Here is an 18,193-nt window from a genome sequence, read left to right on the forward strand (position 1 = left end):
CTTTTTTTGAAACAGGTATGTTAGCATAAATACGCAACAAATAGTTATCAACACTGCTGATTCTGTTACACTTTTGCTGCAATAAATCCGCGAATCACTTTTTTGCCTGTGCATGTGCATTTAAAGAATAGTTAAAAGATGGGCGACATAAAAAATGAATTGCCCGCGAAATGTGTTATCCGACGAAGGCAATTCATTACAACTATTGGAGATTTATACCTCAGAATTTAACGGCCAGGCGAAGCCCGATTGTTGAATAATGACCTCCATATCCGCCCCCGGTTCCCCCGGTGGTTCCTGGTCCATTTCCGTAGTATCCACCAGTAGTTCCATGGTTCGAAGGAATCTCATTCTGCTTCCATCCCATATACCTGAGTTCAACATCTATAGCCTTGCCTATACCGCATCCTATACCGGCACCATACCAAAAACTGGTACCCAATCCTTTTTCACCGAAGCCAGCACCAGCCTGTCCGTGAATATAAGACCTGTCAGACATGTAGAGTTTAAGTCCTCCCATTACTGGCCAATATTTGAAATTTGCGTAACTGATTGTGTCAACAGTTTTCCCGAAATAATCGATGTAGCCGGCATTGGCTGTAATACCTACCCTTTTTCCCGGTCTGTATTCTCCCTGGAGTGAACCACCAAGACCAAAATTGGAATAATCATGAAAATGCCCTATGGGCATCGAAGGTTCTACACCTAAGCTCCAAATAAACGTTCTGTTATCAGGTGAATTTCTGTGGGCGAGCTGCTCTGTTTGGGTTCCTGAAGAATCCTGGGCTTTCACCGAAAGTGATAAAGCGGTGACAGCAGCTATAAAAACTAACTTTTTCATGGCTCAGATTTTCGTTATGAAATATTAAATTGAAAGACCAGCGACTATATGCCAATGATTTAATAATCACAAAAATGGATAATGATCTGGCGCTCGATCGCTGCCTTTTTCTTTCTCGCACACGGGGTTTAAAAATGGTCCATTCTGCACAATGATGTTTAATATTTCTTTTAGTCGCCCAATTATTATACCAGCAGAGCCATAACAGGAAAACAAAATCCGATTGGTATTGTCAAGCCCGGAATCGCAGGTGTCGGGCTGAAAAAAACTTGTCACAAGATTGTAAAAATTATCACTGCCATGATTATCGGCAGTTGGCAATATAGCTTTGTGCATAATTTGTAGCAATCGAGTAGGATTTTACACAGTGAGTTATAACTGCAGCAATGCTCCAAAGACATGTTAACTGAAGTGGAATGATTTTGGAGACACAGGTTGTACCATGTCAGATGAAGTAAAGGATAAAAAGCCGGGATGGCGAAAGTGGAGAATGGTAATATTTTTTGTTGCCGGCATAACTTTTATTTTACTCATCGCTCAACCTGTTTTAAATGCCATAGTGGAAAGCAAGGTGAAAGAAAATCTTCAAAAGCTTTTCCCCGTTGCAAACGTCAGCTATTTGTCTCTGGAAGCTGATTTTTTTTCTTCTACACTCTCTATAAAAAATCTGTCAATAAGACTTCAACCTGATACCGGTGACCACTATCGTCAACATGTTTTTAGTTTTTCAAAAGCAGATTTTACTGGAATAGATTTTTTAAAGGTTGTATTTAATAAAAAACTGGTCATAAACAAACTTCAACTCGAAAAGGGTGATATCAAACTCGACCCGTCCCTTTTTGATAAAACAAATTTGCTCCAACATGAATTATCAGCTCGCATGCCTTTTAAAAATATATCAGTTGACCATTTTGAAATATCAGAAGGCAATCTGTGGCTAAAAACAAATGAGCAAAACAAGTTGTTGCTGAAGGGTAAGATAATTAGCGACGAAATAGAGAAGGATAATTCAAAAGGATCGTTTGCGGAGAACGGGTTTCATTTGGGGGCCGTTCAATGCACGTTGGAGGATATTAATTACGAAGCGCCCCAATCTCATCAAACCCTCGAGATAAAACAATTATTGCTCGATAGCAGGCGCAGCATTTTACGAATAGACTCTTTGGCAATTACTCATGGAGAAAAAGAACTCCCGTCTGATCATAATAACATAGCATTTTTTCGGCGCATAGACATTTCCGAATTTGATGTTATTGGATTATTCAATAAGAAATTGATCGCTGGCAAAATAGTTATTAATGATAATCGTGTAAATATTTTTAAAGAAGAAGCAAATCAAAGGGATTCAGGAAATACGACGTTTCCTGTTTTAAACTTGAGACAACTTCCCGTTGAAATAAGAATAGATTCTTTTACGGTTGCACACGCTGTCATTGAATGTGGAGATCTTTCGAAAGATGAAGTAAAAACAGCTAAGAAGTTTTTTGATTCGGCAAATCTCGCCAATTTTTCAATCAATCATTTGGTAATTGCAGAATCAAATATCAAGCTGCATTCAAACCCGGGTCAATTTACGATCGATAAAATAGCGGTTGATAGCCTGACAAAGTCTATCAACAACAAACTTAATTATTCAACCATCGAATGCAGGTTATCTGACATTAATTATTCCATTCCCCGTTCTTATCGCACTGTGCATATTAAAAGCGTAACCGCAGATAGCAAAAAAGAATTGCTGCACATAGATCACCTGACGGTTGCCACACAATATCCGAAGTTTGAATTTGGTAAAAAGTTGGGACGTCAGGCTGATTACATAGAAGCGGTAATTCCCCGTATAGAAATTTCGAAATTAAACTTCAAACAGTTGTTGAATAAAAAGCTTGTAGCAGACGAAATGGCAATTGACAACAGCAACTTCTATTTTTTCAGGGACAGGAGATTGCCCCGACAATTAAAGGAACAACCAATGCCAAACGGATATTTGAAGGAAATACCTGTGGAAGTTCGTGTGAACACATTTAAAATAAATAATGCGTCCGTGCTGTCGGAAGAATTTCCGAAGGTCGGAGACCAGGCTGGATATTTGAAAATAGACAAGGTAAATATTTCGATGTCTCCCATGCTCAATCATCCTTATAAAAGTGATCCCCGTTATTCGGATACGCATGTAGAGGGTTCAATAATGAATGCAGGCTTAATAGAAGCATCGATCCGCGCACCATTACGAGAAGATACTTATTCCATAAAAGGCGTCATCAAAAATCTGGATCTTCCCAAACTAAATCCTTCGGCTGAAAATCTTGGCAGGTTTCATATTGAATCAGGCATGCTCAACTTCCTTGAATTTCATTTCACTGCAACAGAAGAAAAAGCGACCGGTGAGATCATAGGAGAATATCATGATTTGTTAATAGACAGGTTGAAGCCAAAAAGTAAAGAGGTGGCCAGGGTGCCGACATTTTTTTTAAAACATTTTATTATTCCAAAAAACAAGGATAAGAGTTTAGATGTTGCAAAGCGTACCGGAAAGATTGATTATAAACGGGATCCTACACGCATTGTTAGTTTTTACTTTTTAAAAGCGCTACTCCATGGTATTAGAGCAAGCTTCGAATTGGGTTTTTTGCTTCCGAAATAAAAAATTAAGGATTGAAATATATTGCGCTTCTGGCACGAGTGGTGAGCTCCGCCGGTCATTCGTGTCTATTAATTCACTCCCGATTGTATCGGGACAGGTGAAGGCAAAATTTATTTAGGAGAGAAGTGTCCTGGTAATTGAAGCCATTGATTTTTTAGGATATGTTGCCTCACTATCACCGGAGCAATCGGCTTGAAATTAGTAGACACGTGTGATCCTTCGGAACAGATGCGCCAGAGCCTGAAAATAGACCAGTTAGAAACAAATAATGAGAAGCTCCATAAAACCGGCGGGCAACTTTAGGAACAAATACGCCACACCAAGGCTGAGCATGAAAAAATAACTGATAAATTATGCCGTGAACTAAAATCTGCATGCGAAATTCCCGCATATACGTGAGTTATTGCGGATGGAAAATATTTGTAAAGCAGTTGGGTTTGGCGATGAGTTAACCCAAAAAATCCTCAGCTTCAAACCAATAACTTTTACAGGCAGGTTGTATTCCCCTGAACATCATCAGCATGTTGAAATAGAAAGCTCTATAGTGCAAATCCAAAATGATCCGAAACAAAAGGGAAAGTCAATATGTGTAGATGGCATAGATATCTTTTGAATGGATCAAACAAAAGTGCAGGAAATTACAAGGGGCCATTAGGGGCTAAAACCCCGCCGGAAAATGAGCAAAAAAAAGGAATAGGGCTATAAATCTGGCAGACTGTAATGTAATCATCATCGTATTTAGTATGAGCATAATTTTTGAAATTTTTGTATTAAAATTATTTCCTATATTCGAATCAAGATTAATACCTTACGAAGTTTATCTCATTGATAAATTTGTTTAGCCTTCCTGAAATACACTCCTATGTTAAGTGATGCTTGTAAAGACCATCAAAAATAGCGATGGTACATTTAATCTGGAATATTCTGAATATATAATGATGAATTTGAAATGAATGTAGATAAAGACGTTCAAATCTGTTCGCAGGATTTTATCGTTTCTCTATATCTACAATAAAGTAAAAGCTTGTATTTATATGACCAGCTTTTACGGAAAGGAAAAACAAAAACTGTTCTCAAAAATGATTTTGATAAAAAAAAGAGAAGTTCTGCTTATATTTTCTGCCCTTTTTTTCATACTGATTTTGATTTATTTAGTTTCTACTAATAAAGAATCATTTCATGATGAAAAATTGAATTTTGTTTTAAAGAAAGCTGGAAAAAATAGATCTCAATTAGAACAAGTATTGTCTCATTACAATAAGTTGGAAGATAGCTTGAAGTTGAGGGCTGCCATCTTCTTAATAAAAAACATGGATGGAAAATATTCAGAAGATGATAGGGCGGGGGGAGAATATTTTGAATTATTTAAAAACTGGAATAATTTATTAGCTATTGGAATTGCGGATAAAAAACAAAAATTTGATTCATTAGTTAATTTATATAATTTGACTAACCCCCAAAAACATCTTGAGGATTTAAAATGCATCAAAGCAAATTTTCTCATCAATAATATTGACAGGGCATTTGAAGTAAAAGATTTGCCATGGAATAAGAATCTGCCATTTGATATATTCTGTGAAGAAATATTGCCATACCGATTAGATACAGAACCATTAGAATATTGGCGTGACAGTATACTTAGTGAGTATGGAAAAATAATTGATTCAATAAAAGAAATTCCAAACATTGATGCAGTAGAAGCATGTATCATAGTCAATACAAAGCTTATTAAGGAGTGGGAAAGTTCTTTTTCTATAACAACACTGCCATCAATGAATTATAGCATGTTAAGGGCTGCTTTGACAGGAACTTGTAAACAGAGAACTGCTTTGGGGATTTTTACAATGCGAGGATTAGGTATTCCAGTGGTTCAGGATTTTACACTCCAATGGCCAAATCGTAGTATGGGGCATGAGTGGAATGCAGTAAGAGACACAAATGGTAGATATATTCCTTTTATAGCAACTGAAAGTAATCCCAGAGAACCACATAAGCCAGAACAAATAATGGCTAAAGCGTATAGACGAACATTTGAAATTCAACCAGAATTATTAGAATTAACGAAACTTAGCGAAAATATTCCTTCAATATTTGAAAACAAATGTTGGATTGATGTTACTTCGGAATACATTAAAGGAATAGATCTAAAAATAGAATTGAAAAATACACCAACAAATCTTTCACTTGCTTATCTATGTGTGTTTGATAATCAAAAGTGGACACCCATACAGTTTGCAAATATTGAAAACAACTCAGTATTCTTTAAAAACGTTGGCAAGGGCGCAGTTTATCTTCCTGCTTTTTTTTATAATAATAAATATTATCCGGCTAATTACCCTCTTTTGTTGTCAAGCGACGGAAGGTTAAGTTTTCTTTCTCCTGATATGCATAGTAGAAAATTAGTAAAACTTTTTCGCAAACACCCCTTGTTAATGGATGCTAAATATACGAAGCGAATGAAGGGAGGGAGATTTGAAGGGGCTAATCGCTCTGATTTTTCGGATGCAGAATTATTACATACAATTTTAACTCACCCACCTCTTTATTATCAAGATATACCTGTTAATTTTCCCAAATTTTTTCGATATGTCAGATATTTATCTCCAGATAGTAGTCGTTGTAATATTGCAGAGCTTGAGTTCTGGGGGCAATCAGGGAAGGAACTTGAACTCATGAAAGGTTGTATTATAGGAACTCCAGGTTCATATCTTAATGATCCATCTTGTACAATTGACAAAGCATTTGATGGCAATGTTCTTTCATTTGTTGATGCAAATCAACGTAATGGGGCTTGGGTTGGGCTAGATTTGGGAAAGCCTAGAAAAATAAATAGAATACGTTACTTACCTCGGAATGATGATAACACAATTGCTATTGGACAATTATACGAATTTTTTTATTGGGATTTTGATGGATGGGTTTCTTTAGGTAAACAAATTGCAACTAAACAAGTTTTGGAATACCGCAATGTGCCATGCAATTCTTTATTATTATTAAAAAATCTGTCGAAAGGGATGGAAGAGCGAATTTTTACATATAAAAACGGTAAGCAAATTTGGTGGTAATATTTGCCATAAAGCATTAGCCGGAACATTTGTAAAAGATATTTCTGTGGATTCATCTCCGACCTTTGTTGCGATAAGCTTCCATGTTCCTTTCTTAAAAAAATAAAGTTGATAAACCTCACTTTTTATTTGTCAAAATTTACTATCAGAAAATAGGTGCTATCCGAAACAATTTGTACTTGGATTAATCCGTATTTTGGTTGTGAGTTACTCACAACCAAAATACGAATTACGGGGTGGCCATAGGCGCGTCCTAATTCTTTGTCGGACAACAATGTTACATAACAGCCTTCACCATATACCTGCGGAAAGTTGAATTGCTACTCCTTTGGTGAACTAGGAAATCAACGGTTCCTAAAAATAGTAATTCAGTCGGATCATCCCTACACGCCCTCTCAAATTGAATCTATTTATAACTGTTTGGTAAGAATTTGAATTGAACAAAACAAATTCTTTAACATTGAAAAGATTATAAACATTTACGCCGAAATCGAATCTTTTTATTCCCTTATAAACACCTCCGGCATCCATAAAGAAATAATTAACAGGCGAGCTTCCAGTTAGACTACTGTAGCTTTGCCTTGCTGCAATTTTAATATCCAATTTTGCCATCGGTGTTAAGGATAAAGCGTACAACTGTTCGATATGAAATCCATTTACAGAAAACCCATTTCTATTATTCTGTTGTTCGGTCCTTGAATTATTCCAGGCTAAAATAGGAGCGTACGTGATTGTCACTTTATCAAAAAACTTTTTTCCCAAAGAAGCATTAAAAGAACAAACGTCATTAGTATAAGGAAAAAATGCTCCATTGATCGCACTTACAGAATTGGCCCTTATATAATTTGCCTGAAATGAAAAATTGGATCTAAGCTTAAATAAATATTTGCTAATGCCACCTTTTAAAACAATTTCTTTTACATCATTTTCATATGGAAAATTTAAAGTAGTTTGTAAATCACCTGTTGTTTGGATATTGGACAACGTGGTTGCCTTTTTTATATTATAATCTATCCCAACATTTGCAAAAAACATCTTCACTGTTTTCTGAAAATTGTAAATGACTCCTAAGGTTTGTTTGCGCGCTTCTTGCAATGCAGCTTCATTTGAAACAAAATTTCTGTAATCCTCTAATATTCCACCTCTATAAACACCAACCAAATCTCCAAAAGTATTGGCAATCCGAAAGACACTATTTAACGTCTGCTCATTAGTTAAATTATATGCTACATTTATGTCCGGACTAAAGAAAATTTTTTCATTCCTTGAATTTACATTGTATTCATCCTGGTAATAGTGAATATTTTGGTATGTAACCGGCAAATTTATAAAAGATCTGATTTTTTTATAATGAACCTGGTAGTTCATTGAAACGTAGAAGTTGTTTTTATACCAACGTAGATTATTCCCCCTGTCACCAGCATATGGCATGAGATTGTCATTCTTAGCAAAAATTAGTTTAGTATCTAATCGTTGGTACTCTGAGATATATCCAGCAGTAAACAATTGATTTACTATTTTTCCGGGAATCTTATAGTTGATATAGAAATTCGAAGCCAATGTAGGAAGGAGCATATTTTGCGTTACCCGATCATAATCGGCTGGTTGCGCAGGTATTTGTGAATAAAATCCAGAATCAATATTCAAGTGCTGGTTATCTTTATTATAATTTAAATTCCACCTTAGTTCTCCTATATTCTTGCTTCCCAAAGAAGGTATCCAGTTTATGTCATTAGACAGGTTTACTATGTTTTTATCAACCTGCTGATTGAAGGCAGCGTTATTAAATCTCATGCCGCCGTATTGCTTTTCGTTTGTAAAGTTTATGCCGCTTGTATTTGAAAAGAAATATTTTTTCTTATTGATTAGCAGATTGAATGCTCCATTTATTTTGGTTGGAGATTTTTCGAAGGTCTGATTTTCAACATAAAAAATAGTATCCTTGGGTGTATAATTACTTGTATTCCCGTAAAAGCTTCCATGATTCTGATCGATAAGAGCCTGGAGATTCAATTTAAACTGCATGTCCTTCATGGTTTTTACAATATTATTTAGATTGATTATTCCGGAGTTGTTAAAATAATAGCTTTGCTGTGGTAGTTCAGAAGGAGCCTTGATTCCTAACGAGAGATCCATCTTTGGAAGTTCATTACTGATATTTGAAATGAAATTAGCAGAGCCAATCGGTTTTGTGTTATAGTCATAACTGATACCTGCATTATTCACTGAAACATTATCGACAGCTTTTATTCGTCGATTTAAAATAATTGGAGTGACAGAAATGTCATATTGCTTTGAGGTGCCCAATCCTATATTTGTATTCCCTGAAACCTTAACACTGTTGGGATTCTTTAAAACCAGATTTAAGGCAGTGGCATCCGAAAATATCTTTTCACTCAGAACATTAATAGGTTGATGGTTTTTTATAATATCGACACTCTGTATCATATCCTTATTAATTCCATCCGTAGCCAATTTGTATTTGCCGCTCATAAGGTCATCTCCGTCGATATATAAATTACTAATTTTCTTTCCATTAAAGTATATGGTCCCATCATCATCATTTACTGAAATGCCGGGCATCCGTTTCAGCACATCCCCAATACTTCTATCTGTTTTATCAGCAAATCTTGCGACATCATACTTTATAGTATCTCCAAGCGAGGAGATAGGCGGCTTGGTTTTAACAGTAACCTCCTGAAGCATATTGTGATCTACTTCAAGTGTAAATTGGTAGAATTGTATCGCCTTAATTATTTTGCTTCTTTGACTTTTGTATCCGCTATAACTAACCCCTATCCATTTTAGATCTGCAATTTCTTTGTTGGGTATAATAAACTTAAATTTTCCCTTATCATCTGAGATGGAGAATTTTACGATAGTTTCATCCGCAGTTAACAGAGAAATACTTGCCGAAGGTAAAAATTTTGATGCACTATCTTTTACCTGGCCGGTAATAATAAAATCCTGAGCATAGCTTTTGGCTATACTAAAAAACAAGAATAAAAAAATTGCAAATTTGAAATAAGATCGAAATAGAGTTACTATCAAATAGGTGACACTTCTATAAAGTTTTTTCAAGAGGGTTGAACTTTTTTATTTTATAAGTATTATTTTCTACAGAAGTACCACCTTCAATATCTACAAAGAAGATCTTTACACCTCCTGGTAGTCCCGTTAGTGTAAATGTTTCAGGATCACTTAAGAAAGCTGCTGTAAGTTTATTGTAATCCTTTACGCTTATTTTATTCGCATAATCTGAATGTAGGAAAGGCCTGACAAATTCTTGTTTTAAATTATTGTGTACAAGGTTTTTAAATTTAAAGGCAATCTCATTTGTCGAATCCGATGCTTCTAAAACAAGTCCTGGCAAACCGTTTAGTTTCCAGGGGCCATCCCTGTAAGGTAGTTCCGGGGTAAACCAGGCTTCATATTTCCTGCCTCCGAAATGGCAAGTTGCCTTTTGGCAATTATATTCACCTATTTTCTTTTTATCACTTTGAAACTCCCAGTTAATTTTGGGCACTGGCGATTCTACATACAATAGTTTAATTCCCAAATTCGCATTAATTTCCATCTTTTGATCTGAAAAATCCTTATATATTTCCTGAATTTCAGCGATGCCATATTTAGTAACTTCAATTGCTGGGCCAATGGCCATTTCTCTTTCTACATGCCGTCCTGCCGAAACTCCTGCACCCTTTCGCGCATTTCCAGACGAATCATTTTTATTTTCCAGATTTACAGAATACAAAAACTGTGAAGTATAAATGCTGGACGTTTTCCCGATGGACAAGACCATGTCTGAGATATATGGACTGTTTTTTTGCCTTAAATCTCTAACATGCTTAAACTCATAAACAACCTTCAACTGAGAAAACTCTCCCTGAGCGGCTACTATATTAACAAACAATACAGTGGAAAAAATTAAATAATACTTTAGATGTTCACTTTTCAATCGAAATTTCATATCATCAGGTTTATACCAGATTATACTTATTAAACAGACGCTTATTAAGTTCTTTTATGGATATTGTTGACTGATAAAAAATAGACAATCTTGTAATATGCTTTGCAAGATTGTATTTTAACCCATCTCTTTTGAAGAGGCCTGCCCGTGTTGGTATGGACGGGGTAAGGGGATAAGGTTTTGCAAAACGCATTTCAAAAACAGAACTAAATAGGGTCTATATTACAATTTGGATATTGTTGCTTCTTTAATAAGGTTTAAGAACTTATTTTTATCGGCTTCATTATCGTAAGGGTTGCCGATTGCCAAAATTTTATTATCGCCATTTGTCAAAACTGTGAACTTCTCTTTACTATCAATTAATGGGGCATTTTTTTTCCTGAACGCATCTGTATTATCAAGAATCAAAGGAATGAAAATATTTTTCAATGTATCAGATTCAAATAAAAATTTTAGCAACTCAAAATTATCATGCGAATAGCACACGGGTACAACAGCTACACTTTTATAATCTTTTAACTCCAGGCTTAATTGATTACATTTTCTAATATCATCAACACAACAGCTACAATATGCGTTCACTAAAGTATAAATCCTGAATGGCAAAACATTTACACTCTTTAAGTATTCGGAACCTGTCGTTGTCGTTTTTGCATTAAATACTTGGACATCTGATGGCACAAACAAAGTTTGAGCTATATTATTGGTTCTGTCTGAATTACAGTTGGTACTTAACATCAACAAAACAAATAACAATGAATGAAATATTGCTTTCATACAGAAGGTAAATTATTTACTGACTTTACGCACTTCTATCCACAAAATCAAATGCTTTTGGATATTTCAGAGAACAGTTATATAGATTCCATTCTCTCGTGAATACCTCGCTATTATTGTGATCCACAAAAAAAAATGGATCACAATGCGTAACGTCAATTATCTATTTTAGTTTACCAATGCGTATTTGCTTTTTCACAGCATCATAAGTGTAAATTGATGCATCATCACTTGACACAGCAAATGCCTGAATATCTTCTGAGAGGTTAATCTTCTTTACCGGGTTTCCATCCCAACTGTAAACGTAAATGCTATTGCCATAAGTGAAATTTTCAGTGAAGAATTTTCTTCCTGAAAATAAAAGATAAATATAGTTTTCCGTCGTCATACCTGTCAGAAATGCTACAATAGTGTTGTTACCACATATCGCTATTTCTTTACCATCAGGGCCAGTCATTTTGTTCATTTGAGGATCAAACCCATCAGGCCCATAGACCATACGAGATTCCCCTGTTTTTAAATTAACTATTTCAATTTTGTCAGTATATCGGTATGCCAAAACGCACCGATCATGGGAAGGCTTTATGAACAAGAAATTCTCCATGGCAGATTTATCGTAATTAGACGCAGGAGTATTGGCATCATGCCCATAAGGAACTATGCCACACTCCGGCTTTCCATCAGCACTAAGATTAAGAAAATCAATTTTATTGTCGGAATTGAAATTTCCACTACCTATAGCGGTGGAGTCATCAAGCAATTTTAGAGAACGATAAAAACCACTTGTAAGATTTTTTTCAAGAATGACACTACTTGTATCCAGGATATTTTTGAATTTATTGAATACAACAGTCTTTTTATTAATATCATAAGCCCAAATGTTACCATCCGATAACACTCCAGAGGAAAGGAACCCCATGGCTTGTCCATATTTTCTGCCAAATTCAATTCTCTGAGATAATAATTTACCGTGAGCCGCATCATATAAAGAGAAATGATACTTGCTTTTTCCAGTAGGCATGCTATTAACCAGCATTAGAACCGAATCATTATACATGTCAAGGTAATCCGGAGCATTTGTTGCGCAATCAATAAATAGCGATTCCGTAATATTTTGCTGATCAGGGAAACTTTGTTTTGGGTGATTGTTTTTTTGTTGTCCGAAGCAACCCGTTAAAAGAAAAATCACTAACCCGAATACAATAATTGGAGATTTTAAATACATATTTCGATCTATTAAGATGCTAAAAAGTTAGCGCTCACTTGAAACGCAAGCGCTAATTATCATTTTGCAGAAAACACTTCAAATCAGCCTTTGCTTAAATGAACAAACGCCAATAAAAAGATTAATTGCAACTTTGTTTAAAAGGGGACAGTGTAACAGCCCGCGGCCATATAGGGCATACAACCAATCACATAGGCATTACCACTAGCACAAACATACGAGTAGGATCCCATGTATATGCACCCGCCACGATATTCTAATTGTGCAGTACTTTTCTTTAACGAAAACACAGAAACCAAAGTAATGGTTAATAATAGTGCGGCAAGTTGAAACCTTTTTTTCATTGACTAAGATTTTAAAATTAATGCTTCATTTTTATTTTTTTACTGAAAGGCTAACAGGCTGAAGCGATAACCCATTTAGCAACCATAATTGATTTTTAAATTATATGCAAATAGTTTTTAATGTTATTCTCTCTCGTTTGAATTAAATATTTGATATTTTTGGCCAATTATTCTTACTTGTTAATTCTGAATGGCTTAACCAAAAGCAAGGTATTTATCAGATAAAATGCTAAAGCCCTGACTGAGTTGAATTATACATTTACTAAAAGCTGAACAATACATTGATTAAATGCATATTTTATTTTTTTAATAAATACTTAAGAAGAACGCTTAATACCGTGAACTTCTTCTTTGATCCAATTAACTTCTATCGATGGTATTTTAACTGGCATAGTCAGAATAATATCGGCAGCTTTCCTGACATTAAAAGTATCATTAGCTTCAACATACAGTTTTAGCAATTCCAATCTTGTTTTAAATTTTGATGGAATGTAATTAACGAGATCAACATAGGTTGTAATAGCAGCATCAATATTTTTTACCTTTTTATAGCAAATGCCAAGAGCCGCAATATTTGATTCTGCCAAAAAGTATTTTTGAGCTTCTTTAAGAATTATCGTGGCCTGGTAATAGTTTGCGCTATCTTCAGTAAGGAGCATTCCAAACTCAGATAAAAATTTTCCATTGAATTTCAATACTGGATAGAGACTTTGGTATTCCAATTGTGCATTTTTTCTTGAAGAGTAATTCCTTGCCCTTTCCCAATGTTTTACGCCTTGCAATTGCCTCCAGGAAACTTGTATTGCAGCCAGCCCTATGACCATGGAAAGAACCACTACCAATCTCTGTAAATTAAAGTTTAGTTTTTTGGGTGTTCTCAGTATCTGGTTGTTTAAACCGCTCAGTTCCATGAGCATAGTGGGAAGACCAAAACAGAAGAACAGCATTAACAATAATATATTTGTCTGCAACAGATAAGACGTAAAGCCACACGTGAAAATCACAACCACAGTTAATTTGGACGCATTCAACAATGCTTTGCATTTAGGCGTTGTTTTTTTAAAAAAACTGTATACAAATAACAATAAAACGAAAAAAAACAAAGCTCCTACCGTTTCAAAAAGTTGCAAAAAATCGTTGAAAAGAATGAAGCTGTCAGATGCACTTAAAAAATATTCAGTAGGTGGATTAGTGTGGTTCTTAAAATAGGACATCTGCCATTGTGGATAATACCATGTAAATCGCCCAATACCAGTCCCCAGCCAAAAATGATCGAAAAAATGATCAAATCCAATTTCCAGCTTCATCATTCGTCCGTAAGTCGATAGCTTTTTTAAAAAGAAAAGATGATAGACCCCACAACAAATCACAATCGCAAAAAGAAATGAACAAAATACAACAAGAACTCGTGGTAAAGTCAGAATACGTACTTTAAGAATCCTTGCATATTTTGAAAAAATGTATGCGCAAATAAGTAAGACAAATGCAATTAGAGCTGTCCGTGATTTACAGCCCCATATGATCATGGAGACGAATAAGACTGATGCAGAAAATAAAGTTTTTTTTATTGACAGCAATATTTTGCCGTCCCATTTTGGATAAATTTTCTTTGGGACTTTAAAAACAGGCTTCTTAATCTCAAAAAAAGTATAGAAAACAAATGGAAGTTGCGATACAAGGTAACAACATAGTATACCAGAATTCTGAAAGCTTCCTTCCACATTAAATAACCCAATTTTAAATGAAAAAAAATCCATTTGTCTAAATACCAAATACAATTCCCAAAAGAACATTCCAGAAAAAAAAACTATACCGAGATGAATTGCCTGCATATTTAGGGAAGGGAACATGCTAAAAAATATCAGAAGTATCACAAGGCATGTAAAATATTCATTTGAAAAAGAGTAGTATTGGCTAAAAAGCATAATACAGATAAAGACACTGGTAATAAGAACTAATCGCATCTGATTACCCGCAAACGCAGGCCTCCCAGAAAAGGATTCTATCCCAGATAAAATCAAAAATATAAACCAAATAGTCAACGCAACAAATGCTATAAAATATTGAGCATTATTATAAAGCTCAATATTAAAAGCATATTGGTGGTAGAACAAAAAGTATATAGCTATCGAAAACAAAAACAATAACACAAGTAATTCCCTTGTCTTTTTCATTTATGGTTTACGCTATTTAGTGGTGATTCAATTTACAAGTGGACATTAAACTTTATTACCACACTTGTTTACCATTTACGTATGCAAATCTGTCTGCATCCCTTTTGTCTGGCTCACATTAATTTACTGCATGAATAACATGCCTCAATTCGATTTGCGGATATCTTTAAAAGAGCAGTGAAAGCATGAAGATATACACATCAGTATGTACGGCCAATATCGCTTAGTGCATATTTATGCCCTTTAAATTTGATGATTTCTATGTAGTTGAAATTAAGAAAAGACCGTAAATGCATGGTTGCGATCGGATTTCAGGTTCTGTTTTAATACTGTCATCCTAGAAAATAGCGGTCTTTTAACAAAAATTGCTCTTCGGTCTCACTTTATTCAATGGATTTTACACCGCTCGACGCTTCGTTGCCCGGCTTGCTTCCTGCCTGCATTATCTTTTGAGTTTAAAATGTGCTGCGTTTAAATAGGTTTTGATATTATTCGAATCAACGATGTTCGCAAAATGACGTTTTTTTTTCGCAAAGTGAAATTGTACTCGCGTCGGGGCCGGTTTAACTTGCTGTAATCATGTTCTTATTTTTATCAGAACCATCGGTCGACATGGGGGATAACATTAAGTAAACAATGATTTAATTAAAACAATTGCTAAATATGGAAACATCATCATCTACAACATCAGTTGATCTGGCAGCCCATGGCCATCCCATCTCAGATTTTTTTAAACAACCTTCATGCGCAGAGGAATGGGAACAGTATATGCTTACAGAGGAACAGGTTAAAGCTTTTGAAGAACAGGGATTTATTTCCGGTATACGTGTATTGACAGATAACCAGGTTGATATATTAAACAACGAGCTGGAGAGCTTTCAATCGATAGGAGGAGAGAAGCGTGATTTGTTTTATTATTATGAAAGTAATGAATCAGTAGATGTAAGTAAAACACTTTTCCATGCAATTGGCGGATGGAGAGTGGCTCCGGGGTTTCATGACCTTATCTGGTCGCCCGCATTTCGCATGGCAGCATATCAGTTACTGGGGCAATCTTTCAGGTTGTTTCATGATCAGCTTTTTTGTAAGCCGGCTAAACATGGCGGTGTAGTTGCATGGCACCAGGATTTTTCCTATTGGACCTTTACCAAACCAATGCACCATCTTACATGTTGGATTGCGTTAGACGATTCGACTACAGAAAATGGTTGTCTCTATTACGTACCGGAAAGCCACAAATGGGGGTTGCTTCCTATCACAGGTCTTACCGGTGATATGGATGCTGTGCGGGAGGTTTTAAACAAAGAACAGGTAGAACTTTTTGATAAAAAAGTTACCAACGAATTGCCCAGAGGTTTTGCCAGTTTCCATCACCCGTTAATGATGCACGGATCATATGCAAATTATTCAGAAAGACCAAGAAGGGCTGTAGTACTCAATGCAATGGCTTTTAATACACTTGGAAACACCGAAAATTATCACAGGCTGGATGCACTAAATAGCTTTCCGGTAATGAAACAGGATGAAGTGCTGAACGGGCGTTTCTTTCCTCTGCTATTTGATGGTGACAAAGAAATTGGAAAGCTTAATGTTCCAAAGGTTAACACGGGATTGTTATACAACGGGCAATAATTTAAATGCCAGAGGTTGATTGGTAATGCCACGGGTTAAGTTTATGGTTGGAATCAGCACGCATATACCAGGCTCTGACCTGCTCAAAAAGAACGGCTTTTCAGTTGGTATTTGTAATTGAACTTTGCAAAGTCTCTCTAAAAGAGTTTTACCTTAGTAAATATTTTTTTGTAATTCTTCATAAGCAAATTGCCAGGTGAAAAAAAGGTTTAAAGTAGCTGTATTGATGGATGTGTCCAGGGCTTACGATAGGGATGTATTAACAGGCATTACCAATTTCAACAAGATCCATGACAAATTCGTTTTCTTTTTCTTTTCTCCCAGGTACGTGCATAATGACAACCAGGCCGCTATAATCAAGCGTTTGGTTAAATGGCGCCCGGATGGTGTATTGACAAGAGAAGTTGATGGATTTAAGCAAATGCTTAAACTGAATGTGCCCCTTATCATATTTCCGCATACAAATTTGTATAAAAACGAAATAAATGTATGGGGAGACAATCATCTTATCGGTCAGGTGTCCGCAGAGTATTTTATTAACAGGGGCTATAAAAGTTTTGGTTTTTTAGGTTTTAAAGGTTTTCAATGGTCCGTAGAAAGAGAAAAGGGGTTTGTTGAATATGTGGGTAAGTTTGGACATAGTGTAAATGCTTTCAATTTCGATAATAAAAATTTATTGTGGGAGGAACTGCCGACGAAGCTTGTTGACTGGTTGAAGGTGTTCAAGAACCCGACTGCGATTTTTTCTGCAACTGATGAACTAAACATACTTCTGCTGGAGGCTGCGAAAAATGCCGGATTAAAAGTGCCTGATGATTTATCCATTATGGGGGTAGATAATGACGCCCTGATCTGTGAGACGACTAACCCAACATTATCGAGCATAGATCACAATGCATGGCAATATGGTTTCCAGGCGGCTATGATTTTAAGCAGGTGGATGGAACACGGCGAAAGGCCTGATTGCAATATTATTTGTAAGCCGGGTACCATTGTTTTAAGAAATTCTACAAATATAATGGCAATTGAAGACGAGCAGGTTCGCACCGCTTTGCATTATATTACAAATGTTGCGCCGTCAGAAGATATTTCTGTTGATGACGTTGTAAAGGTCACTACGTTATCAAGGCGAATTCTTGAAAAAAGATTTCAGCGGCTTATTAAAAGTTCAGTATTAGAGGAAATAAAGAAGGCAAGAATTCAGCGAATAAAATACCTGCTGGAATATTCTGAGTTAAGTATTTTGCAAATCGCCAGTGAACTAAATTTTAGAAACTTTGACAATATAACCAGGTATTTTAAGCAGTTTACGGGTATCAATCCAAAGGAATACCGAAACCAATTCAGGCGAGACTAGCGTTTCTATTGCTTTCCATGTTTTGCTTCTTGTTGCTTTATTAGCCGCATTCCCGCTATTTTTCTTTTGCAGCTAAGGGTTATTCTGTTTTTAATAAAAGTATGTTCATATGTATGAACATAATTATTTATTTTTAATGCCAAAATATGGTTTCGGATCATTTCTAA

General features: G+C 35.5%; 10 protein-coding genes. 4 read left to right on the top strand and 6 right to left on the bottom strand.

The genetic code is table 11. The annotated features are described in order from the left end of the window. Positions 1-220: 220 nt before the first annotated feature. Positions 221-841 (bottom strand): putative outer membrane beta-barrel protein, encoded by a 621-nt coding sequence (locus QTN47_RS25935; protein ID WP_369332367.1) that lies wholly within the window; start codon positions 839-841, stop codon positions 221-223. A gap of 442 nt (positions 842-1,283) precedes the next feature. Here QTN47_RS25935 and QTN47_RS25940 point away from each other — a divergent pair, with 442 nt between their 5' ends. Both QTN47_RS25940 and QTN47_RS25945 read left to right on the top strand, forming a co-directional pair. Next, positions 1,284-3,482 carry a hypothetical protein gene (locus QTN47_RS25940; RefSeq protein ID WP_369332368.1) on the top strand — a complete coding sequence of 733 codons (2,199 nt, stop codon included), beginning with the start codon at positions 1,284-1,286 and terminating at the stop codon, positions 3,480-3,482. Positions 3,483-4,516: 1,034 nt separating this feature from the next. After that, on the top strand, positions 4,517-6,547 hold the full coding sequence (locus tag QTN47_RS25945) for a discoidin domain-containing protein (RefSeq protein WP_369332369.1): 2,031 nt from the start codon (positions 4,517-4,519) through the stop codon (positions 6,545-6,547). A gap of 354 nt (positions 6,548-6,901) precedes the next feature. Here QTN47_RS25945 and QTN47_RS25950 read toward each other — a convergent pair whose 3' ends face one another. The 5 genes from QTN47_RS25950 to QTN47_RS25970 form a co-directional block, all read right to left on the bottom strand. Beyond that, positions 6,902-9,628, bottom strand: a complete 2,727-nt coding sequence (locus QTN47_RS25950; protein ID WP_369332370.1) for a hypothetical protein — start codon at positions 9,626-9,628, stop codon at positions 6,902-6,904. After that, positions 9,612-10,505: a GLPGLI family protein gene (locus QTN47_RS25955; RefSeq protein ID WP_369332371.1), complete on the bottom strand. Its 894-nt coding sequence runs from the start codon at positions 10,503-10,505 to the stop codon at positions 9,612-9,614. The genes QTN47_RS25950 and QTN47_RS25955 overlap by 17 nt, the downstream gene beginning before the upstream one ends. 234 nt (positions 10,506-10,739) lie before the next feature. Continuing rightward, entirely contained in the window at positions 10,740-11,294 is a 555-nt protein-coding gene (locus tag QTN47_RS25960) for a hypothetical protein (protein WP_369332372.1), read from the bottom strand. 163 nt (positions 11,295-11,457) lie between these two features. After that, on the bottom strand, positions 11,458-12,519 hold the full coding sequence (locus tag QTN47_RS25965; protein WP_369332373.1) for a BF3164 family lipoprotein: 1,062 nt from the start codon (positions 12,517-12,519) through the stop codon (positions 11,458-11,460). 661 nt (positions 12,520-13,180) lie between these two features. After that, positions 13,181-15,037: an O-antigen ligase family protein gene (locus tag QTN47_RS25970; protein WP_369332374.1), complete on the bottom strand. Its 1,857-nt coding sequence runs from the start codon at positions 15,035-15,037 to the stop codon at positions 13,181-13,183. A 663-nt stretch (positions 15,038-15,700) separates the two neighbouring features. On the opposite strand from QTN47_RS25970, the gene QTN47_RS25975 reads away from it, so the two are divergent. After that, positions 15,701-16,669: a phytanoyl-CoA dioxygenase family protein gene (locus QTN47_RS25975; protein WP_369332375.1), complete on the top strand. Its 969-nt coding sequence runs from the start codon at positions 15,701-15,703 to the stop codon at positions 16,667-16,669. A 196-nt stretch (positions 16,670-16,865) separates the two neighbouring features. Further along, complete coding sequence (locus QTN47_RS25980) at positions 16,866-18,026, top strand: AraC family transcriptional regulator (RefSeq protein ID WP_369332376.1); 1,161 nt, start codon at positions 16,866-16,868, stop codon at positions 18,024-18,026. Positions 18,027-18,193 lie beyond the last annotated feature (167 nt).

The organism is Danxiaibacter flavus, assembly GCF_041060425.1.
In the GTDB taxonomy this organism is placed as follows: domain Bacteria; phylum Bacteroidota; class Bacteroidia; order Chitinophagales; family Chitinophagaceae; genus Danxiaibacter; species Danxiaibacter flavus.